21 protein-coding genes and 1 pseudogene are annotated in these 24,419 nt (G+C 67.1%); 12 read left to right on the plus strand and 10 right to left on the minus strand.

Annotated features, from left to right (window positions below; all coding sequences use genetic code 11):
- Positions 1-19: 19 nt before the first annotated feature.
- Entirely contained in the window at positions 20-988 is a 969-nt protein-coding gene (locus ABZW16_RS01045) for a DUF389 domain-containing protein (RefSeq protein WP_354950795.1), read from the plus strand.
- A gap of 66 nt (positions 989-1,054) precedes the next feature.
- Here the strand turns inward: ABZW16_RS01045 and ABZW16_RS01050 are convergent, their stop codons facing one another.
- On the minus strand, positions 1,055-1,801 hold the full coding sequence (locus ABZW16_RS01050; RefSeq protein WP_354950797.1) for a hypothetical protein: 747 nt from the start codon (positions 1,799-1,801) through the stop codon (positions 1,055-1,057).
- Positions 1,802-2,669: 868 nt separating this feature from the next.
- Here ABZW16_RS01050 and ABZW16_RS01055 point away from each other — a divergent pair.
- The gene (locus ABZW16_RS01055; RefSeq protein ID WP_354950799.1) at positions 2,670-3,839 is read left to right on the plus strand and encodes a kinase; all 1,170 of its coding nucleotides are present in this window, start codon (positions 2,670-2,672) and stop codon (positions 3,837-3,839) included.
- An 18-nt stretch (positions 3,840-3,857) separates the two neighbouring features.
- On the opposite strand, the gene ABZW16_RS01060 is transcribed toward ABZW16_RS01055, so the two are convergent.
- The 3 genes from ABZW16_RS01060 to ABZW16_RS01070 form a co-directional block, all read right to left on the minus strand.
- Complete coding sequence (locus ABZW16_RS01060; RefSeq protein ID WP_354950801.1) at positions 3,858-5,126, minus strand: sigma-70 family RNA polymerase sigma factor; 1,269 nt, start codon at positions 5,124-5,126, stop codon at positions 3,858-3,860.
- A gap of 18 nt (positions 5,127-5,144) precedes the next feature.
- Positions 5,145-5,492, minus strand: a complete 348-nt coding sequence (locus ABZW16_RS01065) for a YciI family protein (RefSeq protein ID WP_354950803.1) — start codon at positions 5,490-5,492, stop codon at positions 5,145-5,147.
- Between the two features lie 282 nt (positions 5,493-5,774).
- A complete protein-coding gene (locus tag ABZW16_RS01070; RefSeq protein ID WP_354950804.1) occupies positions 5,775-7,442 on the minus strand; it encodes an alkaline phosphatase D family protein in 1,668 nt (555 codons plus the stop codon).
- A 154-nt stretch (positions 7,443-7,596) separates the two neighbouring features.
- Between ABZW16_RS01070 and ABZW16_RS01075 the strand changes: the two genes are divergently transcribed.
- The 6 genes from ABZW16_RS01075 to ABZW16_RS01100 all read left to right on the plus strand — a co-directional run bounded on the left by ABZW16_RS01075 (position 7,597) and on the right by ABZW16_RS01100 (position 15,312).
- Complete coding sequence (locus ABZW16_RS01075; RefSeq protein ID WP_354950912.1) at positions 7,597-8,943, plus strand: replication-associated recombination protein A; 1,347 nt, start codon at positions 7,597-7,599, stop codon at positions 8,941-8,943.
- A 114-nt stretch (positions 8,944-9,057) separates the two neighbouring features.
- The gene (gene alaS, locus ABZW16_RS01080; protein WP_354950806.1) at positions 9,058-11,724 is read left to right on the plus strand and encodes an alanine--tRNA ligase; all 2,667 of its coding nucleotides are present in this window, start codon (positions 9,058-9,060) and stop codon (positions 11,722-11,724) included.
- A 143-nt stretch (positions 11,725-11,867) separates the two neighbouring features.
- Entirely contained in the window at positions 11,868-12,341 is a 474-nt protein-coding gene (gene ruvX / locus ABZW16_RS01085; protein ID WP_354950914.1) for a Holliday junction resolvase RuvX, read from the plus strand.
- Positions 12,338-13,930, plus strand: coding sequence for an endolytic transglycosylase MltG (locus ABZW16_RS01090; protein WP_354950807.1), 1,593 nt, complete (start codon positions 12,338-12,340; stop codon positions 13,928-13,930). The genes ruvX and ABZW16_RS01090 overlap by 4 nt, the downstream gene beginning before the upstream one ends.
- A complete protein-coding gene (locus ABZW16_RS01095) occupies positions 13,920-14,783 on the plus strand; it encodes a shikimate dehydrogenase (RefSeq protein WP_354950808.1) in 864 nt (287 codons plus the stop codon). Before ABZW16_RS01090 ends, ABZW16_RS01095 begins: the two co-directional genes overlap by 11 nt.
- A gap of 46 nt (positions 14,784-14,829) precedes the next feature.
- The gene (locus ABZW16_RS01100; protein ID WP_354950810.1) at positions 14,830-15,312 is read left to right on the plus strand and encodes a B-4DMT family transporter; all 483 of its coding nucleotides are present in this window, start codon (positions 14,830-14,832) and stop codon (positions 15,310-15,312) included.
- A gap of 71 nt (positions 15,313-15,383) precedes the next feature.
- Here the strand turns inward: ABZW16_RS01100 and aroB are convergent, their stop codons facing one another.
- The 5 genes and pseudogenes from aroB to ABZW16_RS01125 all read right to left on the minus strand — a co-directional run bounded on the left by aroB (position 15,384) and on the right by ABZW16_RS01125 (position 20,297).
- Positions 15,384-16,517 carry a 3-dehydroquinate synthase gene (aroB, locus tag ABZW16_RS01105; protein WP_354950812.1) on the minus strand — a complete coding sequence of 378 codons (1,134 nt, stop codon included), beginning with the start codon at positions 16,515-16,517 and terminating at the stop codon, positions 15,384-15,386.
- Between the two features lie 400 nt (positions 16,518-16,917).
- Positions 16,918-17,436, minus strand: a pseudogene (locus ABZW16_RS01110) (shikimate kinase); the annotation flags it as partial.
- Positions 17,433-18,626 (minus strand): chorismate synthase, encoded by a 1,194-nt coding sequence (gene aroC, locus ABZW16_RS01115; RefSeq protein ID WP_354950916.1) that lies wholly within the window; start codon positions 18,624-18,626, stop codon positions 17,433-17,435. The gene aroC and the pseudogene ABZW16_RS01110, both read right to left, overlap by 4 nt.
- Positions 18,627-18,717: 91 nt before the next feature.
- Positions 18,718-19,173 carry an A24 family peptidase gene (locus ABZW16_RS01120; protein WP_354950814.1) on the minus strand — a complete coding sequence of 152 codons (456 nt, stop codon included), beginning with the start codon at positions 19,171-19,173 and terminating at the stop codon, positions 18,718-18,720.
- A 101-nt stretch (positions 19,174-19,274) separates the two neighbouring features.
- Entirely contained in the window at positions 19,275-20,297 is a 1,023-nt protein-coding gene (locus tag ABZW16_RS01125; protein WP_354950918.1) for a glycerophosphodiester phosphodiesterase, read from the minus strand.
- Positions 20,298-20,463: 166 nt separating this feature from the next.
- Here ABZW16_RS01125 and ABZW16_RS01130 point away from each other — a divergent pair, with 166 nt between their 5' ends.
- The 4 genes from ABZW16_RS01130 to ABZW16_RS01145 are packed head-to-tail and all read left to right on the plus strand — an operon-like array spanning position 20,464 to position 23,005.
- On the plus strand, positions 20,464-21,591 hold the full coding sequence (locus tag ABZW16_RS01130; protein ID WP_354950816.1) for a Xaa-Pro peptidase family protein: 1,128 nt from the start codon (positions 20,464-20,466) through the stop codon (positions 21,589-21,591).
- 43 nt (positions 21,592-21,634) lie between these two features.
- On the plus strand, positions 21,635-22,198 hold the full coding sequence (efp, locus tag ABZW16_RS01135) for an elongation factor P (protein WP_354950818.1): 564 nt from the start codon (positions 21,635-21,637) through the stop codon (positions 22,196-22,198).
- A gap of 34 nt (positions 22,199-22,232) precedes the next feature.
- A complete protein-coding gene (gene nusB, locus ABZW16_RS01140; RefSeq protein WP_354950820.1) occupies positions 22,233-22,742 on the plus strand; it encodes a transcription antitermination factor NusB in 510 nt (169 codons plus the stop codon).
- Positions 22,739-23,005 (plus strand): YciI family protein, encoded by a 267-nt coding sequence (locus tag ABZW16_RS01145; RefSeq protein WP_354950822.1) that lies wholly within the window; start codon positions 22,739-22,741, stop codon positions 23,003-23,005. The genes nusB and ABZW16_RS01145 overlap by 4 nt, the downstream gene beginning before the upstream one ends.
- A 269-nt stretch (positions 23,006-23,274) precedes the next feature.
- Here ABZW16_RS01145 and ABZW16_RS01150 read toward each other — a convergent pair whose 3' ends face one another.
- Complete coding sequence (locus ABZW16_RS01150; RefSeq protein WP_354950824.1) at positions 23,275-24,231, minus strand: NADP-dependent oxidoreductase; 957 nt, start codon at positions 24,229-24,231, stop codon at positions 23,275-23,277.
- Positions 24,232-24,419 lie beyond the last annotated feature (188 nt).

Below are 24,419 nucleotides of genomic sequence, written 5' to 3' on the forward strand. Positions count from 1 at the left end.
CTGACCACAAGGGGTTTCGTTGCTGCATTTGCGCCTGATCAGCCCGCCCGATAGCACCGAGAAGGTAATGGCGGTGCTCGGCGCCGACCCAGGAGTCACCCATGTGACATTGGCGCGGGGCGTCGCCGTTGAACCCGTCGGCGATCTGATCCAGGCCGACATCGCACGCGAGGCCGCCAACGATGTGCTCGCCGATCTGACCTCGCTCGGCATCGAACACTCCGGCGGCATCACACTGGGCCCGGTCGAGACGGTGATCTCGGATGCTGGCGATCGGGCGATCAGCGAGGCGCCCGGCGATCCGGCCGACGCGGTGGTGTGGGAGGAACTACTCGCGCAGACTCATGAGGAGTCCTCGCTCACCTCGAGTTTCGTCGCATTCCTCACCATCGCATGTCTGCTGGCGGCCGTCGGAGTGGCCACCGACTCGCCGGTGACGATTGTCGGCGCGATGGTGGTCGGGCCGGAATTCGGGCCGCTGGCAGCCTTTTCGGTGGGACTGTGGCGGCGCGATTTCCGGCTCGCCCGCAGGTCGGCGGTCGCGCTACTCGTGGCGTTTCCGGTGGCGATGGTCATCACGATGTTCGCAACGGTGCTGTGGGAGCAGTTCGGCTGGATCACGTTGACCGACATCGAAGCGATCGAGAATGTCGATTTCATCTACGAGGTCGGGCCGTTCTCTTTGGTGGTCGCGCTGCTGGCCGGTGGGGCGGGCATGTTGGCGGTGGTCACCGCGAAATCGGCGGCGCTGGTCGGGGTGTTCATCTCGGTGACGACCGTGCCCGCGGCCGGATTCGCGGTGATCGCGGCGACACTGGGGCAGTGGCATATCGCGTTCATGTCGGCGGGGCAGCTCGCCGTGAATCTGGCGGGCATTGTGACCGCAGGGGTGATCGTGCTCGCGCTGCGCCCGCGCGCTGGCAGCGAGGGCGGGCCCATCGTGCGGCTCGAGAAGTGGCTGTGGTTGCGGTCGCTGCCGTCGAAGTGACCGCCAATTCTGTTGCGGGGGCCGAGGTTCCGAAGCGCTGGGCGCGGGTGCGCCCAGCGCCATGGACTAGGACGCGGACAAGGTTCCGCCGGTGAGTGCCCGGTAGGCGTAGGTCACCGCGATCGTGCATACCGGTCCGGCGACCAGCAGGCCGAATCCGCACAGCAGCGTGGCGACGAAGGTGATCACCAGGACCGCCAGGGCGAGTAGCAGTACCTGCCCGATATTGGTGATGACCAGGGTGGCGCTGGATTTGATCGCAGCGAACGGGCCCTGTTCCTGATCGACGACGAAATGCATTGCGAACATGCACAGGAACCCGGCAATCAGGCCGGGCACGAAGCACAGCGCCGCGCCGATCCAGGTGAGTGCAAAGGCGAGCAGAGCTGTCAAGAGGACATTGCCCGCGTTCACGAAATGGAAGTAGGACGCGAAAGTCGCTTTGTTGCCGTCGGTTTCATAGAGGGCACCGCGAATCATGGCGGCCTGCAGCAGCCAGATCGCGGCCATCACTGCCAAGAAGATCAGCAACAGGCTGAACAGTGAATTCGGTTGGACGACCTGGACGATGAGCACGAAGGCGAGGTAGATGATCACGCCGAGCGCCGTGACCGCCAGCCAGGGAGCGAAATTCGCGCGGAACTTCTCCCAGCCGTAGCTCAGCGCATTGCCGACGTCGAGGCTGATCGGGACGCCGGGGGCGGATTGGTAGCCGTAAGTCGGTGTGTCGGGTTGGAAGTCGGGTGGCATTGCGCCGGGCGGAGGCATTGCGCCGGGCGGCATGGTGCCGGGCTGCATTGAGCCGGGCGGCATCGCACCAGGCGGAGGCATTGCGCCAGGAGGCATAGTGCCGGGCGGCATTGCGCCGGGTTGCGTTGCGCCGGGCGGCATCGCACCAGGCGGAGGCATTGCGCCAGGAGGCATAGTGCCGGGCGGCATTGCGCCGGGTTGCATTGCGCCGGGTTGCATTGCGCCGGGTTGCATTGCGCCGGGTTGCATTGCGCCGGGTTGCATTGCGCCGGGTTGCATTGCGCCGGGCGGCATGGTGCCGGGTTGCATCGCACCGGGCGGCATTGCGCTGGAGGGTACCGTGCCGGGCTTGTCCAAGCTGGGAGCGGCGCCGGTCGGTGTAGCACCAGGTGGCATTGTGCCAGGTGGCATCGTTGCTGGCGCTGGTGCAGGACCGGTTCCCGGCGGACCGTAACTGGGCTGCCCCGATTGCACGGGCGCGCCGACCGGCGGTGCCGGCTCGACCGGTTCACTGCCGTATTGCGCCGCACCGGGGCCCTCGAACTGTGGGTATCCCGCGGGTCCTGCCATCTCGTACCCGCGGTGTCCGGTGCCCGGTTCCGTCGGTTGCGGGTTCGGAGTTTCGTGCTGCCCCGGTCGCGCGGCGAGCTGTTCGCCAGCACTGGCCCCGGGCGCGCCACCACTGTCCTCGGGGGAGCCAGTTGGTTCGTTCGGATGGGGCGACGGGGTGTCGGCCATTATCTGCAGACCTTTCGACGCAACTGGTTTGCGGTGTGGCGCACGGCAGTTGACGATGAGAAAACCGGACAGCCGCAATGGTGTCAAGCAAGCAGCGCCCGGTCCGCAACCTTGGCGCAGACACGCCGAACGACGCGGAAAGGTTGTCCAACCGCTCGCTAGAAGTGACCCAGTGCGAGTAGCTTGAGTAGCGATGACCGCACTATTGGCCGAACGCGCCGCCGAAGTCGTGTCCGCAGCACAACAGTTGCTCACAAAGCGAATGGGTGCTCCGGTAAAGCTGAGCGATCCGATGGAACTCAGCGGTAGTGGTAGGACGACGGTCCTACGCGTGCGTGTTTCAGAGAACGCCTTCTCCCTACCCCGGACGCTCATCGTCAAGCAGGTTCGCGGAGCCGCGGCGGACCGCACGACGGGTGGTCTAGCGCCCGGTGTCGCCAGCATCGATTCCGCATTCCTGCGCGAGGCGGTGTCCTACCAGTTCACCACCGCGCTCAGCCGCGAGCAGCGGCCCGGCGCATACCTGATCGCGCACAGCCTGCCGGATCGGCTGCTCGTGCTGAGCGATCTCGGTGACAACTCCCGGATGACGCAGGTGCTGCAATCCGGTGCGGAACCGGTCACGCGCAATGGGTTGATGGCATTCGCGCAGGCGCTGGGGCGGATGCATGCGGCGACCGTCGGGCGGGAAGCCGATTTCGTCGCGCTGCTGCGCCGGGTGGATGTGGTGCATCGGGTCGACGGCATCGCACAGCAGGCCGAGGCCGCGATCTCCGAGGTGCCCGGCATGCTGCAGCGTGAACTCGGCATCGAGGTGCCCGGTGAGATCGCCGAGCGGATCGTTCGGGGCAATCGGCTCTTCTCCGCCGGACGCTTCCGCGCGTTCAGCCCGTCCGATCTGTGCCCCGATAATGTGATCCTCAACGAGGAGGGCGCGCGCTTCCTGGACTACGAATGGGGCGGCTACCGCGATGCCACCCTGGATATCGCGTACGCGCTGGTGTCCTTCCCCGGTTGCCTGTGCGACTTCGAACTGTCCCGCGAACGCGCCCAGCAGATGGTGGAGGCGTGGCGCGCGGAGGTCGTCGGCGTCTGGCCCGCACTGGCCGACGACGCCGTCCTGGCCGAACGCATCCTGGAGGCCCGCCTCATCTGGGTATGGCTGACCACCTACTGGTTCCTGCCCGCGGACCACACCCGCATTGCCGCCGCGCGCGAACACGGGCTGTCCGTCCCGCGCTCGGAAGCCCTGATCAACCGCTGGGCCGCACTCGCGGAGGATGCGCGCTGCACGGGCGACGACGCGGTCGGTGATTTCGCCGAGGATGTGTCGGCGATGCTCGAAGAGCGTTGGGCGGAATAGGGTTTTGCGCTTGTTGGATCAGGGGCTGAGTTCGGCGAGGCGGGATTCCAGATAGGCTCGTTCCACCGTGTTTTCGGTCAGGAACAGGGCCGATTCGTAGGCTCGGGCGGCTTCGGTGATGCGGCCCAGTCGGGTGAGGAAGGCGGCGCGGGAGGCCTCCAGGTAGCCGTAGGTGGCCAGGGCCGGTTCGCTGGCGAGGGCGTCGAGTAGGGCGAGTCCGCGTGCGGGGTTGCCGGAAAGGCCCACGGCCACAGCGTAATTCAGGTGGGCGACCGGTGCGGGCCAGGTGCGCAGCAGCAGCGCGTAGAGGCCGGTGATCTCGCGCCAGTCGGTCTGTTCCCAGGAGGGGGCCTCGTCGTGGACGGCGGCGATGACGGCCTGCAGTGTGTATCGATCGGTATGTGGCAGAGCGCTTTTCACCAAGGCGACGCCTTCGGCGATCGCTGCTCGGTCCCAGCGCGAGCGGTCCTGGTGTTCGAGGGTGCAGAGTCGGCCGTCGGCATCCAGCCGTGCGTCACGCCGTGCGTCGGTCAGCAGGATCAGTGCCAGTAGGCCGGTGACGGACGGGTCGTCGGGGACCAGCGCGTGCATCATGCGGGCGACCTGGAGTGCTCGTTCGACGAGATCGGGACGGACCAGCGTATCGCCCGAAGGGGCGGTATGACCGGTGGTGAACAGCAGGTGGATGACCGCGCAGATGGCGTCGAGCCGGTCGGGAAGTTCGCGAACCGAGGGCACCCGGTAGGGAATGCGCGCCACCGCGATCTTCCTCTTGGCGCGGGTGATCCGGGCCGCCATGGTCGATTCGCTGGTGAGGAAGGCGCGGGCGACCTCGGCGGTGGTGACACCGCAGACGAGGCGCAGGGTCAGCGCCACCTGGGCTTCGCGGGCAAGGGCGGGGTGACAGCAGGTGCTGATCAAGCGCAACCGGTCGTCGGGGATGGCGGCGGCCGAATCGAGTTCGGCGAGTGCCAGATCGGCGGTGTCGTCGTCGGTCTGGTCGGTGATCAGTTTGGGCAGGGTGCGTTGCATGGTCGAATCGCGGCGCAGCAGATCCAGGCCACGCCGTCGGGCGACGGTGGTGAGCCAGGCGCCGGGCTTGGCGGGGACGCCGTGCTGGGCCCACTCGGTGAGTGCGCGTGTGTAGGCGTCCTGAACGCATTCCTCGGCGAGATCGAAGTCGCGGACGAGCCGCACCGTCGCGGCGAGCACGAAGGCCCATTCGCGACGGTGCGCTTGCTCGACGGCCGCGGCGGCACGGTCGGCCGCATCGGTGTCGATCGGCATCGGATCAGTCGAAGGTGATCAGTCGAAGGTCATGATCGGCCGCACCTCGACACCGCCGAACCGGGCGGGTACCTGCTTGGCCACTGCAATCGCGGCATCCAGATCGGCGGCCTCGATCAGGTAGTAGCCGCCGAGGGCCTCCTTGGCCTCGGCGAACGGCGCGTCGGTCACAGTGAAATCGCCGTTGTCGTTCTGCCGGATCGAGGTGGCGGTGGGGGTGGGCTGCAGTGCGTTGCCGCCCTTGACCGCATCGCCCGCGATCTCCTGGAAAGCCACATGCGCCTGGTAGACCTCGCCCATGACCTGCTCCGATGCGCCCGCATATGCGCTCTCGTCCTCGTAAATCAGCACCAAGTACTGGCTCATGATCTCGCTCCTTCGGGTTCCGGCGACCCGCCGATCGGGCCGTCGTATTCGTTCCGACGAGCGAGCTCGACGGAAATCGACAACCTGTCGCGAGAAATTCTGCTCCCGAAATGTGTCGGGCGTGTCGAAAGCGCTGACGCAGGCTTGCGGGCGGCTCAGTTCGGGGCTCGGCACCCGCCCGGCCTGCTCGAGCCTCGGCGTCGCCGACCTGGCCGCGGCCGCGACGGCGTGCTTCGTGTATCCGGCGATCTTTTGCGTGCTCAGGCCGATCGAGGCCAAGTGCTACTGGGCCACCGGCCCCGGGCGCGGCTCGACCCGGCCACCGGACCCCACTGCGAACGAAGCACCATGGCGCACACCGGAATTCGGATCGGCGACGTCGGCGACATAGAACCAGTCCATTTGAGCCTGGGCCGGGGTGACCTCCAAGACGCCGTACCCATGCGATTCCATCTCGACGTACCGCAGATGCCGGTTGACGCCCTTGACGGATTCCTCGACCGGCACTGCGACCGTGCGCGGAGGAGAATTGAGCAGTTCGCCCAGGCTCGACGACGTCACCGACGGGACGACGAATTCCGCGCCGACGGTCGGTCCGGCCGGATAGTTGGCCGAGTCGACCGGCAGGTCGGCGGCCCAGGAGGAGTGGATATCGCCGGTCAGGAAGACGACGTCGCCGACTTGCTGGTCGATGATCGACTGGAACAGCGTCCGGCGGTCGGCGGTGTAGCCGTCCCACTGGTCGCCGTTGGCCGGAATGCCGGATTGCGGTACGCCCATCATGGTCGTGATGGCCTGGGTGGTGGCCGGTTCCAGCGGCGGGAATACCAGCGGCGCGATCATCACCGAATTGCCGACGAGCTTCCACTGCACCGGTGCGGAGGCCAAACCGCTGGTGAGCCAATCCATCTGAGCCTTGCCGGTAATGGTGCGCGCCGGGTTGTCGACCTCGCGCCAGCCCGCGACCGGTTTGACTTCCTGATCACGATAGCTGCGCAGGTCGAGCATGGACAGCTCGGCCAAGCCGCCGAAACGCAGTCTCCGATAGATCTGGACCTCGGTGCCCGAGCTGGTCGCGCGGACCGGCATCCATTCGAGATATGCCCGGGCGGAGGCGGCGCGGCGGGACTGCCAGTCGCCCTCGGTGGCCGGATCGTGGTTATTGGCGCCGCCGGACCAGGCGTTATCGGCGAACTCGTGGTCGTCCCAGGTGCAGATGAACGGCACTCGCGCATGTAATGCGCGCAGGTCCGGGTCGGTTTTATACTGCGCGTGCCGAATTCGATAGTCGGCCAGCGTGACGATCTCGTTGGACGGTTCGTGCGGACGAACCGCCCCGCTGCGCCCGCCGTATTTGCCGCGTCCGTATTCGTAGATGTAGTCGCCGAGATGCACGATCGCGTCCAGGTCGGTGCGGTTTGCGAGATGCCGGTAGGCGCCGAAGTATCCGGCCTCCCAATTCGAGCACGACACCACGCCGAAGCGTAGGCGGTCGACCTGCGCCGAGGTGGCCGGGGCGGTGCGGGTCCGGCCGACAGGGGAGTGCACGCCGAATGCGGTGAAGCGGTAGAAATAGCCGCTGCCGGGCTGCAGGTCGGTCACGTCGATTTTGACGGTATGATCGGATTCGGCTGTGGCCGTTGCGATTCCGGATGCGGCGACCGAGGTAAAGCGCTCATCGGACGCGATCTCCCAGCGCACCGCAGCCGCTACGCCGACGCCGGCACCGGGCGTCGCGTCATCGGAGACCGTCACGCGGGTCCAGATGATCACGCCGTTCGGCAGTGGATCGCCCGAGGCGACGCCGTGGCGGAATATCGGCCCGTCCGCTCGCGCGGGCGCGGTGGTCAACAGTGCAGTGGCGGTCGCCGCGGCCCCGCCCTTCAGCAGGGTGCGTCGAGCGAACGGCCCGAGGGGCAAAGAATCTGGAACGACGACGTTTTCAGCCACGAATGTCGATCACAGCTGATCCATTTGCCACAGGCAAATCGGGACCGTTCCCGTACCGCTCGGTCTCTGTCGGTGGACTGCGATGACGGTGCCGAACAACCTCCCGCGCCCGCACCGCGCGGAGGTGTCGGTCCCGCTCGGTAACGTGCTCGGTGTGAGCGACGGCTTATTCGACGTGCCCGGCGGCGACGCGCCGACGGGGCACTCCATCGACAGTGTTGTGCGCCGCGATGCCGGTGCGCCGCTCGCGGTGCGGATGCGGCCCGCGACCTTGGACGAGGTGGTCGGGCAACAGCATCTGCTCGGGCCCGGATCGCCGCTGCGTCGGTTGATCGAAGGTTCGGGCGCGGCGTCGGTGCTGCTGTACGGACCGCCTGGAACCGGCAAGACGACGCTGGCCTCGCTGATCTCGCAGGCCACCGGCCGCCGCTTCGAGGCGCTGTCGGCATTGTCGGCGGGTGTCAAAGAGGTACGCGCGGTCATCGATGTGGCCCGCCGTCGCCTCAGCGTCGGCGAACAGACCGTGCTTTTCATCGATGAGGTGCACCGCTTTTCCAAGACCCAGCAGGACGCGCTGCTGGCCGCGGTGGAGAACCGGATCGTGCTGCTGGTCGGGGCGACCACCGAGAATCCGTCGTTCTCGGTGGTATCGCCGCTGCTGTCGCGCTCGCTGGTATTGCAACTGCAATCGCTCACCGCGGCCGATATCCGGACCGTGCTCGATCGCGCGCTGGCGGATCCGCGTGGCTATGACGGGGCATATATGGTGACCGAATCCGCGCTCGAGCACATCGTGCGGATCGCGGGCGGTGACGCCCGTCGGGCATTGACCGCCTTGGAGGCGTCGGCCGAATCCTCACTGGACGGCACCGTCGACGTGGACCTCGTCGAGGCCAGCGTGGACAAGGCCGCGGTCCGCTACGACCGCGCTGGCGATCAGCACTACGACGTGGTGAGCGCGTTCATCAAATCCATTCGCGGTTCGGATGTCGATGCGGCCCTGCACTATCTGGCCCGAATGCTCAGTGCGGGGGAGGATCCCCGCTTCATCGCCCGCCGCCTGGTGATCTCGGCCAGCGAGGATATCGGCATGGCCGATCCGATGGCGCTGCAGACGGCGGTCGCGGCCGCGCACGTCGTCCAGCTCATCGGCATGCCCGAGGCTCAACTCACCTTGACCCACGCGACGATTCACCTGGCCACCGCCCCGAAATCCGGTGCGGTCCCGGCCGCCCTCGGCGCCGCCCTCGCCGATATCTCGGCGGGCAAGGCTGGCGCGGTACCCGCTCATTTGCGCGACGGCCACTACGCGGGCGCCGCCGCCCTCGGCAATGCCAAGGGCTACAAGTATCCGCACGATGACCCGGACGGCGTGCTGGCCCAGCAGTATCCACCCGACGAAATCGTCGGCCGCGACTACTACACCCCGACCGACCACGGTGTGGAACGCGATATCCAACGCCGAGTCGAGAAGCTGCGCCGAATCGTTCGCGGACGCTGACCGCGAATTCCCGGCGATCAGCGCGGCGGCGATTCCAGGGACCGGGTCGATGGTGGTGGCACCAACCCCGGTCGCTGAAAAATCGAATGCGCGACACCGGTAGGCTGGATATTTGTGCAGACCCACGAGATCCGACGGCGATTCCTGGACCATTTTGTCCGTGCCGGACACACCGAGGTGCCCAGTGCCTCGCTGATCCTGGCCGACCCGACCCTGTTGTTCGTCAACGCGGGCATGGTTCAGTTCAAGCCGTATTTCTTGGGCCAGGAGGCGCCGCCCTACGCGCGCGCGACCAGTGTGCAGAAATGCGTCCGCACCGGCGATATCGAAGAGGTCGGTGTCACCACGCGGCACAACACCTTCTTCCAGATGGCGGGCAACTTCTCCTTCGGTGACTACTTCAAGGAGGGTGCTATCACCCTTGCCTGGGAGTTGATCACCAAATCGCAGGAGGACGGCGGCTACGGCTTCGATCCCGAGCGGATCTGGGTGACCGCCTACGAATCCGATCCGGAGGCCGCCGAGATCTGGCACCGCGTCGCGGGTATCCCGAAGGAACGGATCCAGTTCCGCGACGGCAAGGACAACTACTGGGATATGGGCGTGCCCGGACCCGGCGGTCCGTGTTCGGAGATCTACTACGACCGTGGCCCCGAATACGGCAAGGACGGCGGTCCGGTCGCCGACGAGGATCGCTACCTGGAGATCTGGAACCTCGTCTTCATGCAGGACATCCGCGGCGAGCAGAGCCCCAAGCTGGGCCACCCGCCGATCGGATCGCTGCCCAGGAAGAACATCGATACCGGCATGGGCGTCGAGCGCATCGCGCTGCTGCTGCAGGGTGTCGAGAACGTCTACGAGACCGATCTGCTGCGCCCGATCATTGATAAGGCCGAAGAGTTGACCGGCCGGTCCTACGGTGTCGAACACGAAGACGACCGGCGCTTCCGCGTCATCGCCGACCACGCGCGCACCTCGGCCATGTTGATCGCCGACGGCGTCAACCCGGGTAATGAGGGCCGCGGCTATGTGCTGCGCCGCCTGTTGCGCCGGATCGTGCGCTCGGCCCGGCTGCTGGGTGCGGAGAAGCCGGTGATCGGCGAGTTCATGAAGGTCGTCAGCGAGTTGATGTCGCCGTCGTATCCGGAACTGGCCAGCGACTTCGCCCGGATCGAGAATGTCGCGGTGGGTGAGGAGGCGGCGTTCCTCAAGACCCTCAACACCGGCTCCCGGTTGTTCGCCGAGGCCGTCGACGAGGTCGCGGCCGTGGGCGGCAAGACCATTCCGGGTTCGGACGCCTTCAAACTGCATGACACCTATGGCTTCCCGATCGAGCTGACCTTGGAGATGGCGGCCGAGGCGGGACTGTCGGTCGACGAGGAGGGCTTCCGCTCGCTCATGGCCGAGCAGCGGAAGATGGCCAAGGAGGATGCGCAGGCGCGCAAGCATGGACACGCCGACCTGACCATCTACAAGGAACTGGTCGACCGTGGCGCGACGGAATTCACCGGCTTCGACGAGCTGACCTCCGAGGCGCATGTGCTCGCGCTGATCGCCGACGGCGTCCGGGTGCCGACCGCAACCGTCGGTCAGGACGTCGAGGTCATCCTGGACCGCAGCCCGCTGTACGCGGAGTCCGGCGGTCAGATCGCCGATCGCGGCACGATTACCGCCCAGGGCCTCAAGCTGCGCGTCAACGATGTGCAGAAGATCGCCAAGAAGCTGTGGGTGCACAAGACCACCGTCGAGCAGGGGCAGATCACCGAGGGCGATGTCGTCCTCGCGCAGGCGGATCCGGCGTGGCGGCGCGGTGCCACCCAGGGCCACTCCGGCACGCATATGGTGCACGCGGCGCTGCGGCAGGTGCTCGGCCCGAACGCCGTGCAGGCCGGTTCGATGAACAAGCCGGGCTATCTGCGTTTCGACTTCAACTGGCAGGGTCAGCTCTCCGAACAGCAGAAGGCCGATATCGAGGCCGTCTCCAATGACGCGGTGGGCGCCGACTTCCCGGTGAACACCTTTGTCACCGATCTGCCCAAGGCCAAGCAGATGGGCGCGCTGGCGCTGTTCGGTGAGAACTACGGCGACGAGGTGCGTGTCGTCGAGATCGGCGGGCCGTTCTCGATGGAGCTGTGCGGTGGTACGCACGTACAGCATTCCTCGCAAATCGGCCCGATCACCGTGCTCGGCGAGTCGGCCATCGGTTCCGGTAAGCGACGGGTGGAGGCCTTCGTCGGCCTGGACTCCTACCAGTACCTGGCCAAGGAGCGCGCGCTGCTGGCCGGTGTGGCGTCCTCGCTGAAGGTGCCCTCGGAGGAGGTGCCCGCGCGCGTCGAGCAACTCGTCGAGCGGCTGAAGGTGGCCGAGAAGGAACTGGAGCGCACCAAGATCGCCGCGGTGCTCGCCTCGGCCAGCAAGTTCGTGGACACGGCCGAGCGGCTCGGCAATGTGCTCTTGGTGGCCGCCGCCGCGCCCGAGGGCGTCGCCGCTGGTGATCTGCGCACCCTGGCGACCGATATTCGTGGCCGGTTCGGCAGCGACCCGGCGGTGGTGGTGCTGCTCGGCAATGCCGACGGCAAGGTTCCGTTCGTGGTGACGGTCAATAAGAGCGCGCAGGACCTCGGCTTCAAGGCCGGTGATCTGGTCGCCAGCTTCGGCCCGAGTATCGCGGGTCGCGGCGGCGGCAAGCCGGAGATGGCGCAGGGCGCCGGTTCGGATCCCGCGGGCATCGAAGTCGGCTTGGCCGCGGTCCGTGTCCGGGTGGCCGAACTGGCCGGGTGATGGGGGACTCGGAGAGTCATCATTCGTCCGAGGCGCGCTCTGCTGATCCGGAGCGCGCTTCGCCTAGGGCTGATCCGGAGGGCGCTTCGCCTAGGGGTGCCGACCGCCCGTCACCCGCGACCGATCCCGGTCGCGGCAGGCGGATCGGCGTCGATGTCGGCAGCGTCCGGATCGGGGTCGCCTCCAGCGACCCGGACGGCGTGCTCGCCACCCCCGTGGAGACGGTGCCGCGCGCAAAGCCGGATAGGCGCGCGTCCGTTCTGGCAGGCGATATTTCCAGAATTGCTGAAATTGTGCGGGAGTATGAGGCCGTCGAGGTTATCGTCGGCCTGCCTCGGACATTGCGTGGGGAAAAGGGCGCTGCGGCCGGTTTGGCGATCGCATTCGCGGAGCGTTTGCGCGCAGTCATAGCACCCGTGCCTATCCGACTTTCCGACGAACGTTTGACTACGGTGTCAGCTGCACGTGCATTGCGGGACAGTGGTGTTCGCGCGCGTGGCCAGCGGCAGGTGATCGATCAGGCGGCGGCCGTGGCGATCCTGCAGGGATGGTTGGACGAACGGAGTGCGGTGTTGAGGTCGGCCGAAGCGGCGTCTGAGTCCGGAGACGGTGCATGACGGATCGATGGGCGCAAGCCGAGGAACGGTTCCGACAGCGCGAGGCTGATCGGCGTTACCGGCGAAACGACCAAGCCTGGGAAGACTACGACGACGACACCAATGTCATCCCGCGTTACACCGACGAGGATCCGGACGAACCGCTCCCGGCCGGGCGTTCGCGTCGCGCGGCGCCGCAGCATGCCGAGCACTCGGAACCGCGGCGGGGCCGCGCTTCGAGCGCCGAGCGTGCCGAGGACGCGCAGCCCCGGCGCTCGCGCGGCGACGGGTTGGGTGGCGGCCGGGCCGGTGGCGGTTCCGCGCGGTCCGGGTCCGGGCGGCCCCGAACCCAGCGCGGCGGGAGCCGTGCCGAGGAACCCCGTTCGGAGTCCCGTTCGGAGCGTCAGCGCAGCGCGCCGTCGCGTGGCAGGCGTTCGCGGGCGGCCTCACGCAAGGCCGCCGAGCGGAAGAAGCGCCGCCGGTATCTGTGGCTCATCGGCGCGATGTTCGTGGTGCTCTTCGTCGGCGCCGCGGTCTTCGCGGGGCTGAAGCTGGCCAAAATGTTCAGCGCCCCAGAGGATTTCGCGGGTCCGGCGGGACCGCTGGTGGTGGTGCAGGTGCATCCGGGTGACACCTCGAACCAGATCGCGGACGCAATGCTGAAGAAGGGTGTCGTCGCGAGCAGCGAGGCATTCTTCCAAGCGGCTGTGCGTAATACGAATATGAACTCGGTGCAGCCCGGGTACTACGCGATCCCGAGCCACAGTCCGGCCGCGCAGGCGGTGACCGCGCTGCTCGGCAAGGATTCGCGGGTCGGAAATCTGGTCGTCTCCGAGGGCAGGCAGCTGCACGATCAGCAGGATGTGAACACCGGCTCACGCAAGGACGGGATCTACCGCAAGATCGCGGACGCCAGCTGCGTGGGCACGGGCACCAATAAGAAGTGCATCACCTATGACCAGCTCGACGCCGCCGGATCGGGCGCGGATCTGGCCGCCCTCGGCGTGCCGAGCTGGGCCGAACAGCGGGTGCGTGATGTGCCCGACCGCAACAGGCAGCTCGAGGGTTTGATCGCCGCGGGCACCTGGGATTTCGATCCGAGCGGGACGCCGCAGCAGATCCTGCAGCAACTGGTGAGTGCGAGTGCGCGCAGCTACGAGTCGACCGGACTGCTGCAGTCGGGCGGCGAAACGAAGCTGAATCCGTATCAGACCCTCATCGCCGCCTCGCTGGTGGAGCGGGAAGCGCTGCCGCAGGATATGGGCAAGGTGGCGCGGGTGATCGTGAACCGGCTCGAGGTCAACCAGCCGCTGCAGTTCGACTCGACGGTGAACTACGCGCTGGACCGCACCGAGGTCGCGACCACCGATACCGACCGCGCCAAGCGGACCCCGTGGAACACCTACGCCATGCCCGGGCTGCCCGCTACGCCGATCTCGGCTCCGTCACTGAATGCGTTGCGTGCCATGGAGAATCCGGAGCCCGGGACCTGGCTGTACTTCGTGACCATCGACAAGCAGGGGACCACATTGTTCACCGAGAGCTACAGCGAACATCTGCGCAATATCGAAAAAGCCAGGCAGAGTGGGATTCTCGACAGTGGACGGTAAAGGGAGCGGCCAGCGCAAGGCGGCGGTGCTCGGGCAGCCGATCGCACATTCGCGCTCGCCGCAACTGCACCTGGCCGCATACCGTGCGCTGGGTCTCGACTGGACCTATGAGCGCATCGAATGTTCCGCTGAGCAGTTGCCGGGCTTGGTCGACGGACTCGGTCCCGAATGGGTCGGGCTTTCGGTGACCATGCCGGGCAAGGAGGCCGCGCTGGCGTACGCGAGCGAGCGGACCGAGCGGGCCGTGCTGGTCGGGTCGGCGAATACGTTGGTTCGGATCGACGCTGGCTCGAGCGCGGCGGTTTCGGCCGATGCACCGGCCAGCGGCGGCTGGCGTGCTGATTGCACCGATGTGGACGGGGTGCTCGGCGCGTTGCGCAGCGGTGGTGTCGGCGAACTCGCCGAGGCCGTGGTGCTCGGTGCGGGCGGCACTGCGCGCCCGGCGCTACTCGCATTGTCCGAACTCGGCGCGAAGGCGGTGACCGTCGTCGCGCGGGATGCCGGAAGGGCGCGCGGGGCAATAGATCTCGCGGAACGTCTCGGCATGACCGCCACCATGATCGCCTTCGACCCCGGCCCGTTGCGCGCGGTATGCGCGGACGCAGGCGCCGTGGTGAGCACGATTCCGGCGGAGGCCGCGGCCGTCGTCGCCGAGGCGGTGGCCACCGCACCGGTGGTGCTCGACGCGATCTACAACCCGTGGCCGACCCCGCTGGCCGTCGCGGTCGCGCGGGCGGGGCATACCGTGGTGAGTGGGCTGGAGATGCTGCTGAACCAGGCCTACGGGCAGGTCGAGCAGTTCACCGGTCGCCCGGCACCGCGCGCGGAAATGGCCGCGGCGATAAATCTGTAACCGGTTCTCATTTGGATCCGGTCGACTCGAGGCTATGGTGTTGACCATGAATGGTTGGGTGTTGCGGGCCATAGCACTCGGTGCGCTGGTCGTTTTCCTGCGTGCCGTGCTGGGATTCGCGATGGTGTACTGGCCGACCCAGGGCAGCTGGATGCGGCCGCTGTGCCTGGTCGTGCTGCTCGTGGCAATCGTGTTCTGGGGCGTGCTGGACGGGCGCAAGGACCGCGAGGTCCATCCGGACCCGGAGCACGGCTCGGATCTGACCATTCTGTGGCTCGAGACGGCGGTCGCTGCTGGTCTCGGCAGTGGCGCGGTCTCCTGGGGGCTGGACTGGCTGCCCAAGTTCGATCTCGGCGATAACGGCCTGCTCTTCGAGCTGACCGCGGGCGCCTCCTTCATCGTGCTGCTGGTCTTCATCCCGGGCCTCGTCGGCGTCGGCATCGGCCGCATGATCGCCGACCGTCGCCTGAACAAGTCGGTGAACCCGCCCGCACCGCAGGTGCCGGAGTCGGCCGCGACCTCCGTATAGCCCGCTCGCGAATTCGACCGAAGGCGACCTTCCTGGCCGATACGGCAAGGAAGGTCGCCTTCGCTCTGTGACTAGAGGAGGATGGCGCCGCTGCTGGGGCTGTCCTCGCGGGCGATCGCCGAGTAGGCGGCGGCCAGCAGGGTGGGGTCGGGACCTTCGAGGCGGCCGGGTTTGGCGAGGCCGTCGAGCACAACAAAGCGCAGAACGCCGGAGCGGGTCTTCTTATCGGTCTGCATGGCGTCCATGAGCTGGGGGAGGGCGTCGGCGTCGTAACTGGTGGGCAGGCCGACGCTGGCCAGGATGGCGCGATGGCGGTCGGCGGTCGCATCGTCGAGTCGGCCGGCGAGGCGTCCGAGTTCGGCGGCGAAGACCAGACCGACCGAGACGGCCGCGCCATGGCGCCAGCGGTAGCGCTCGCGGCGCTCGATGGCGTGGCCCAGGGTGTGACCGTAGTTGAGGATCTCGCGCAGACTGGCTTCCTTGAGATCTGCGGCGACGACATCGGCCTTCACCTGGATCGCCCGGCGGATCAGCTCGGGCAGCACATCACCGGTCGGATCGAGGGCCGCCTCTGGATCGCGCTCCACCAACTCCAGGATCACCGGATCGGCGATGAAACCGGCCTTGATGATCTCGGCCATACCCGCGACGATCTCATTGCGCGGCACCGTCTCCAGGGTTGCCAGATCCACCAGCACGGCCGCCGGTTCGTGGAAGCTGCCGACGAGATTCTTGCCCGCCTCGGTATTGATGCCGGTCTTACCGCCGACGGCCGCGTCGACCATGGCCAGCAGCGTGGTCGGCACATGCACGATCCGCACCCCGCGCATCCAGGTGGCGGCCACGAATCCGGCCAGATCGGTGGCCGCACCGCCGCCGAGGCTCACCACCACATCGTTGCGGGTCAGGCCGATGCGGCCGAGCACCTCCCAGCAGAAGCCCGCGACGGCCAGATCCTTCCCCGCTTCGGCGTCCGGGATCTCGACGCGGTGCGCGTCGATCCCCTTGTCGGCCAGCGCCTTCCGGACCACCTCGGCGGTCTCGGCCAGCGGCGGCTGATGGAAGATGGCGACGGTGCGCACGCCAGTGGTCGCGCCAGCGACCGAGTCGACGAGTTCGGCGAGCAGGCCACGGCCGATGATCACCGGATACGGGTCGGCGGTGCGGACTTCGATGCGAGTCGGCTCGGCTGGGCTTTCACTCACGGGTACTCGGCTCCGATTCTGTGCGTGCTGTTTGGTTGAGCGCTCGCGCGCGGGCGCGGCGGGCCCGGGTGCGCCGGGACCGGCTGCCAGGGGTCGGCGTATCACCGGATCCTTCGGAGCCGGAGGGGCCACTGGAGATTTTGCCGGTGGGCTTGGTCCGGTCGCTCGTCGCGGTGGTGATCTTGGCCCGTTCTGCGGCCGTTGGTTCGCCGGCATCGGCCTGTGTGGCTGCCCGGCGGCGGGCGGCGGCCCGGCGGCGGGCCGCACGGCGGGCGCGTGACCTGCTGCTGCCCTGGGGCTTTGCGGCTTGGGTCGATGGGCCCGCGGCACTTTGTGCCGTATCCGGCGCGATGCCGGTCGAATCGGGCTCCGCGTCTTGTGGCAGCACCGATTCCATGCCCAGCTTGGCCATGATCATCCGCACCACCCGGCCCGGACTGCGACCATCGGTACGCACCCGCACCGTGGCGACCTCCCGATACAGCGGCCTGCGCTTGCGCATCAGCTCGCGGTACTTCGCACCCGGATCCGCACCGTTGAGCAGCGGTCGCTGGGTACTCGCGCCGGTGCGCCGAAGTCCTTCGGCCACACTGATTTCCAGATACACCACGGTGCGATTGCGTAGCAGTACCCTGGTGTCATTGGACAGCACGGCCCCGCCACCGAGCGAAACCACGCCACGTTCGGCGAGGATGGCGCGGCGCACCACCCGCTCCTCGATCCTGCGGAATTCGGGCTCGCCGTTCTCGGCGAAGATCTCCGGGATGGTGCGTCCGGTCTCGCGCTCGATCCCGGCATCGGTGTCGTACAGCTCGACACCGAGTTCCCTGGCGAGCTTGCGGCCGATCGTCGATTTCCCCGCCCCCGGCGGTCCGACCAGCACCACGCGCGGTGCGCGCGGATCGGACTGCACGATCATTGCGGCACGTGTGGTCGGGTGCTGACGCGCTTGACGTAGCTGGTGATGTTGTCAGTGGTCTCGACCAGCGAATCGCCGCCGAACTTCTCCAATGCGGCCTGCGCCACGACCAGCGCGACCATCGACTCGGCGACCACACCCGCGGCGGGTACGGCACAGACGTCGGAGCGCTGGTGGATGGCGACGGCCTCCTCACCGGTGGTCATATCGACCGTGGACAGCGCGCGCGGCACCGTTGAGATGGGCTTCATCGCGGCGCGCACGCGTAGCGGTTCGCCATTGGTCATGCCGCCTTCCAGACCGCCCGCGCGGTTGGTCGAGCGCAGCACACCGTCGGGTCCCGGCCGCATCTCATCGTGGGCCTGGCTACCGCGGCGGCGCGCGGTTTCGAAGCCGTCGCCGACCTCGACGCCCTTGATCGCCTGAATGCCCATGAGCGCGCCCGCGAGTCGCGAATCGAGCCGGTCTGCACCGCTGACGAAGGAACCGAGTCCGACAGGCAGCCCGTCCACGATCACCTCGACGACGCCGCCCAGGGTGTCGCCGTCCTTCTTGGCGGCCTCGATCTCGGCGATCATCGCGGCCTCGGCGTCCTTGTCGAACGCGCGCACCGGACTCTCATCGATCGCGGCCAGGTCGGCGGGGGTCGGCACGATGCCGGTGGTGTTGGCGGCGGTGCCGATCGAGACGACGTGCGAGACGACCTCCACACCGAAGGCCTGCCGCAGGAAGTTCCTTGCGACGGTGCCCGCCGCGACGCGCGCTGCGGTCTCGCGAGCGCTGGCCCGCTCCAACACATTGCGAGCGTCGTCGAAGTTGTACTTGAGCATGCCGGAGTAGTCGGCATGGCCGGGCCGGGGCCGGGTCAGCGGCGCGTTGCGAGCCAGATCGGCGAGTTCGCTCTCGTCGACCGGGTCCGCGGACATCACCGTCGTCCACTTCGGCCATTCGGAGTTCGCGATCTCGATGGCCACCGGGCCGCCCATGGTGCGTCCGTGGCGCACGCCGCCGACCACGGTGACCTTGTCGGCCTCGAACTTCATCCGGGCGCCGCGCCCGTACCCGAGCCGACGGCGCGCCAACTGTGCGGAGATCTCCTCCGATGTCACCTCGACACCGGCCACCATCCCCTCGAGGATGGTGACGAGAGCGGGACCATGGGATTCTCCGGCAGTTATCCAGCGCAGCACGTCGTCCATCTTCCCATGTCGGCGCGGGTGCTCCGGCACGCGGCCCGACGTGATGACCGGCACGCTCGCGCGTCCCGCACCATGGGTTCGGCTAGCCATGTGCCGCCGCCAGGCTCAGTACCGTCGCCAGGCACATGGCGGGCCCATGGGGCAGCGCCCGCGGACCGGCTCGATTATCGCCGGCTCGAATCCGCCATAGGGCCAGCACGGCCAGTCCGAATGCCGCGGTGAGGACCGGGGCCGCAATAGCCGCCCGGACCCACACCTGTGCACCGCCGAGCGTGGCGACCGCACCGAGTCCGACAGCGAGCTTCACATCACCCGCTCCGAGCGCGGCGGGTGCGATCAAGTGCACCAAGAGATAGGGCACCGCGAGCAGGACAGCGCCGACTGCCGCTGCTGTGAATTGTGTTGTGAACAGCGCATATCCGAAGATGATCACGGTACCGGACGCGGTGAGCGCATTGGGTAGTCGGCGCTGCCAGAGATCGACTGCGGTGAGGGCTGCGCACCAGGCCACCAGCAGGGCAAAGGCGATGGGAGGCATGGCTTCCAGCCTCGTCCGCCTCGTCCGCCGATGCAGCCCCGATCTTCGGATTGGGGATAACCGATCGATATGTGAACATCGATCGGCTCGCTCGAGCGCAGCTATCGATAGGCCGGCGGAAGCGGACGCCCCTTCTCCTGGAGCACTTCTCGCATGACATCCGGATAGTCGGTGATGACGCCGTCGACACCGGTATCGATCTGGGCCGCGATGGTGGCCTTATCGTTCACCGTCCAGGGAATCACCCGCAGCCCGAGGCGGTGGGCGTTGTCGACATAGGTCCGGTCGGCGATGAGGGCGAATCCGGGCTCGCCCGCCTTCTTGCCGTAGGGGACCGAATACCCGGGCGAGACGATATCCGCGCCGAGAGCCCGCACCGCGGCGAGCGGGTCGTCGGGGTGATCCTCGTAGCGAACCGGTCCGAGCCAGCGCGAGCCGGCGTGGAAGGTCGTGTCGTCATAAAGTGCGACGAGCGGTATCGACGGCGCGGCCTTGCGCACCAGCGGCAAGGTCCGCCAGTCGAAGCTCTGGATCTCCACGGCATCGGTCTTTCCAGCCTGCGCGACCGCGGCGAGGATGGTGTCGACGAACTCCTGCGGCGCAGCAGACTGTTCGGTCTTATCGGCCTCGACCTTGGTTTCGATATTGAAGCGCACCCCGTCCGCGCCGTGCGTGCTGACCAGGTCGAACAGCTGGGGCAGCGTGGCGATCCGGTTGCCGGGAACCGCTTGCTGGCGCGGAAAATTCGGCAATGTGCGGCTGCCGCAGTCCAGCGTCTGGGTCTGGGCGTAGGTGAGATCGTGAATCACCTTGCCCACGTAGGGGAATTGCGGGTCACCGGGGAAGGCGGGCGCGGTGTCGGTGCATTTCTCCGCGAGCACCACCGGGTCGTGCCAGATGAGCGGCGTCTTGTCGGCGGTGAGCACGATATCGAGTTCGAGGGTGGTCACGCCGAGCCGCAGCGCCTTGGCGAAGCCGTCGAGCGATTCCTCGATGGTGAGGCCGCGCCCGCCGCGGTGCGCCTGCAGGTCGATCGCGGTGTGGGTGTCGTGCTCGGTGGTCTGCGAGGACGATTCGCAGGACGCGACTATGCCGATCGCGAGCACTGCCGCGATGCCGGAAATCAGGCCGCGTCGCATCCGCATGGTCATCGACATGGGCCCGAACGTAGCAATCGGAGCTGTCGGAGCGGCTTCGGGAACGGGACATTGTGCCGAATACGTCGGGTACGGCACGGGTTATGCCGATGTTTTATGCGGAGTCACGGCGTGTCGGCGGTAGTTTTGACACATGTCTGCTGATCCCGCGGGCCGTTGGCCCGACTACGCGGCGCGTCGTGGTGCGCTGCGGAGTCTGCTGGTGGAAAACGAGGTCGATGCGCTGTTGGTCACCGATCTGGTGAACATCAGGTACCTGACCGGTTTCACCGGGTCCAATGCCACCCTGGTGGTGACCTCGTGGGATATGCGTAATGCCGAGGAGCGCACGGTGATCGGGACGGACGGGCGCTACCTGAGCCAGGTCGCCGAGCAGGTGCCGGACCTGCGCGCCGAAATCGCCAGGGCCACCGCCCGGCGCATCGTGGAGCTCGCGGGGGAGTGGCAACTCGGCCGGGTCGGCTTTGAGAGTCACGTCGTCACGGTCGACCAGCATCGGGGATTCATCGCGCAGAAGACCGGTTTGGAGTTCGTCGCCACGCCGGGGCTGGTCGAACAGTTGCGCATGGTCAAGGACGCTTATGAGATCGAGCAACTGCGCGCCGCCTGCGCAGCGGGTGACGCCGGGTTGGCGACCCTGCTGGAACGCGGTGGCCTGCGACCCGGCCGCACCGAACGTCAGGTCGCGAGGGATCTGGAGTGGGCGATGTTCGAACACGGCGCCGACGCGGTCGCCTTCGAGACCATCGTGGCGACCGGTGCCAATTCCGCCATTCCGCATCATCGGCCCACCGACGCGGTCCTCGCCACCGGTGACTTCGTCAAGATCGACTTCGGCGCCGTGGTCGGCGGCTACCACTCCGATATGACCCGAACCTTCGTGCTCGGCACCGCCTCCGACTGGCATCGCGAGGTGTACGCGCTGGTCGAGGCGGCGCAACGGGCCGGGCGCGAAGCGCTGAAGCCCGGCGCCCAGGTCAACGACGTGGATGCGGCGGCACGCGCGGTGATCGAGGAAGCCGGGCACGGGAAGCTGTTCGTGCACGGTCTCGGGCATGGTGTCGGACTGCAGATCCACGAAGCGCCGGGAATCGCCAAAACCGGAACCGGTACACTTCTGTCTGGCGTGGCGGTGACCGTCGAACCAGGTGTGTACTTCCCCGGCCGCGGCGGCGTCCGGATCGAGGACACGCTCGTGGTGCGCGAGGGGGGCCCGGATCTGCTCACCAACACCAGCAAAGACCTGACCGTCGTCGACTGACGCCGGTTGCCCGAACATTCATGAACTAGGAGATCCGAGAACAGTGGCGGACACCAGCGACTTCAAGAACGGCCTCGTGCTGAAGATCGACGGTCAGCTCCAGCAGATCGTCGAATTCCAGCACGTCAAGCCGGGTAAGGGCCCTGCATTCGTGCGGACCAAGCTGAAGAACGTGCTGTCCGGCAAGGTCGTCGACAAGACCTTCAACGCGGGCGTCAAGGTGGAGACCGCCACGGTCGACCGTCGCGATATGACCTACCTGTACCACGACGGCACGGATTACGTCTTCATGGACAGCCAGACCTTCGACCAGATCTCCATCGCCGAAGAGACCATCGGCCCCGGCGCCCGCTTCCTGTTGGAGAACATGGTCGTGCAGGTCGCCACCCATGAGGGTGCGCCGCTCTACGTCGAACTTCCGGTCACCGTCGAGCTCGAGGTGCAGCACACCGATATCGGCCTGCAGGGCGACCGCTCCACCGGCGGCACCAAGCCTGCCACCCTCGAGACCGGCGCCGAGGTGCAGGTCCCGCTGTTCATCAACACCGGTGACAAGCTGCGCATCGACTCGCGCGACGGCAGCTACCTCGGCCGAGTCAACGCCTGATCGCCCCTCCAGGCAAACAGGGATAATGACTGCTGTGGCGGAACAGCCTGTAGACAAGAAGTCCACGTTCAAGAAGCTCGGCGCGCGCCACAAGGCCCGCCGCCGGGCGGTCGACCTGCTCTTCGAAGCGGAAGCGCGCGACGTGGACGCGGCCGACCTGCTCAGCGAGCGGGTCGAACTGGCCACCCAGGATCAGGCGGTCGCCCCGGTGCACGCCTACACCCGGACCCTGGTCGAGGGCGTCGCCGACGATCTGGATCGGGTGGACGGCACCATCGAGTCCTACCTCAAGGATTGGGAGCTGTCCCGGCTGCCCGCCGTCGACCGGGCCATTCTGCGCATCGCGGTGTGGGAGTTGTTCCACGCCAACGATGTTCCGCCGGTGGTCGCCGTCGACGAGGCGGTCGAGTTGGCCAAGGAGCTGTCCACCGACGATTCGCCCGGATTCGTCAATGGTGTGCTCGGCCAGGTCGTGCTGGTGGCCCCGCAGGTGCGCGCCGCCGCCGCGGCGACCAGGGCGCCGCGTCCGGAGCCGCAGTCGTGACCAATAAATACCTGGTCATGGCGATGCGCAAACCATCTTTCGACCCGGCCGCCATCGAACCGCACCGGCAGTTTTTGAACGAGCTGTTGGAGCGTGGGCAGTTGGTGGAGAGCGGACGGTTCACCGACGGCACCGGCGGTGCCTACGTGATCCGTGCCGAAAGTCTGGAAGCCGCCCGCGAGATCGCGTTCACCGACCCGGTGCACACCACCGGGTCGTCGGAACTCACCGTTTACGAGTGGGAGATCGCCGTCTCCGCTTGATCGTCACTCGCGCAGCCGCGCACCGAAATGGTGTGCGGCTGTTGGCGTTTCAGGCTATGCATGGGCTGCGCCCACCCACGCTCCCACTGGTGGGTGTACTGGTCCAGTGGGAGCGAACCGCGAGTCATCGACGCTGACCGGCTCGCGGATTCGGGTGTGCCGGGCTCGGCGGCGCGCTTCGACGTGCGCCGCATTCGGCGAACCCGGGCACGGATCGATCTTGGTTCCTCAACTGCACTCGAGGTCAAGGAGCCATGGTGTGGCCTGGGTCACTCGGCAACGGTGAGCACGATCTTCCCTGTGGTTCGGCCCTGTTCGATCAGTCGGTGTGCCTCGGCCGCCTGTTCCAGCGGCAGCACCGTTTCGACGTGTGGGCGCAGTTGTTTCTTTTCGACCAGATCGGTCAGTGATTCGAGGTCCGCGCGGTCGGGTTCCACCAGGAAGGTGCTGGCGCGCACGTCGAGTTCGGCCGCGCGCTCGTACATTCCGGGTGTCCATGCCGCCTGTCCGTTGACGAGAATGCCACCGGGACGCAAGGTTTCGAGCATGCGCAGCGCCGGATCGCCGCCGTACATCTGGAGCACGATATCGACATCGCGGACCGTGGCGGCGATATCGGTCGTCGTGTAGTCGATGGTCTCGTCGGCGCCGAGTTCGGCGAGGAAGTCGTGCTCGGCCGAGCGCGCGGTGCCGATCACATGGGCCCCGAACGACTTTGCGATCTGCACGGCGAGGTGGCCGACCCCGCCTGCCGCGGCGGATACCAGAACGCGCTGTCCGGGAGCGACTTTCGCGATGTCGACGAGCATCTGCCAGGCCGTGAGCGCGGCCAATGGCAGTGCCGCCGCCTCGGTGAAACTCGAACCCGTTGGCATGCGGGCGAATTGGTGCGACGGCGCGGTCACATACTCCGCGTAGGCGCCCGCCGCGCGCGGAAACCACGGCATGCCGTACACCCGGTCGCCGGGCCGGAACCGGGTCACACCGTAGCCGACCTCCTCGACGATTCCGGCGACATCCCAGCCGTTGACGAAGGGTAGCGTCCGTACATCGGCGTACGCCCGCCCTTCCCTGCTGAAGCAGTCGACCGGATTCACCCCCGCCGCAATGACTTTCACCAGCACTTCGGTGTACAGGGGTCTTGGCCGCTCGATGTCCACGAGTCGCATGGTTTCGGGCCCACCCCAGTGCTCCTGCTGAATAGCGCGCATGATCTGTCCTCTCATCTGAACAAAGTGGACGCTCGTCCCAATTTTTCGAGCGGCCGATGTGTCCACAGATCTGCCGATTCTGTGCCAACTCTGCACTGCAATCCGCCTCTCCGATAGCGGTGAATGCTGCCGATCGGCGGCGCTAGCTTGTGGCTACGGTGAACTATGTGGACAGTCGTACTATTACTTGTGCCCGCAGTTGT

The organism is Nocardia sp. NPDC004604 (assembly GCF_040609795.1).
In the GTDB taxonomy this organism is placed as follows: domain Bacteria; phylum Actinomycetota; class Actinomycetes; order Mycobacteriales; family Mycobacteriaceae; genus Nocardia.

Coding starts and splice junctions, on each gene's coding strand:
- ABZW16_RS01050 (WP_354950797.1), bottom strand. CDS start 1,801: ATGCCGCCCGGCTCAATGCAGCCCGGCACCATGCCGCCCGGCGCAATG.
- ABZW16_RS01055 (WP_354950799.1), top strand. CDS start 2,670: ATGACCGCACTATTGGCCGAACGCGCCGCCGAAGTCGTGTCCGCAGCA.
- ABZW16_RS01060 (WP_354950801.1), bottom strand. CDS start 5,126: ATGCCGATCGACACCGATGCGGCCGACCGTGCCGCCGCGGCCGTCGAG.
- ABZW16_RS01065 (WP_354950803.1), bottom strand. CDS start 5,492: ATGAGCCAGTACTTGGTGCTGATTTACGAGGACGAGAGCGCATATGCG.
- ABZW16_RS01090 (WP_354950807.1), top strand. CDS start 12,338: ATGACGGATCGATGGGCGCAAGCCGAGGAACGGTTCCGACAGCGCGAG.
- ABZW16_RS01100 (WP_354950810.1), top strand. CDS start 14,830: ATGAATGGTTGGGTGTTGCGGGCCATAGCACTCGGTGCGCTGGTCGTT.
- ABZW16_RS01120 (WP_354950814.1), bottom strand. CDS start 19,173: ATGCCTCCCATCGCCTTTGCCCTGCTGGTGGCCTGGTGCGCAGCCCTC.
- ABZW16_RS01130 (WP_354950816.1), top strand. CDS start 20,464: ATGTCTGCTGATCCCGCGGGCCGTTGGCCCGACTACGCGGCGCGTCGT.
- ABZW16_RS01150 (WP_354950824.1), bottom strand. CDS start 24,231: ATGAGAGGACAGATCATGCGCGCTATTCAGCAGGAGCACTGGGGTGGG.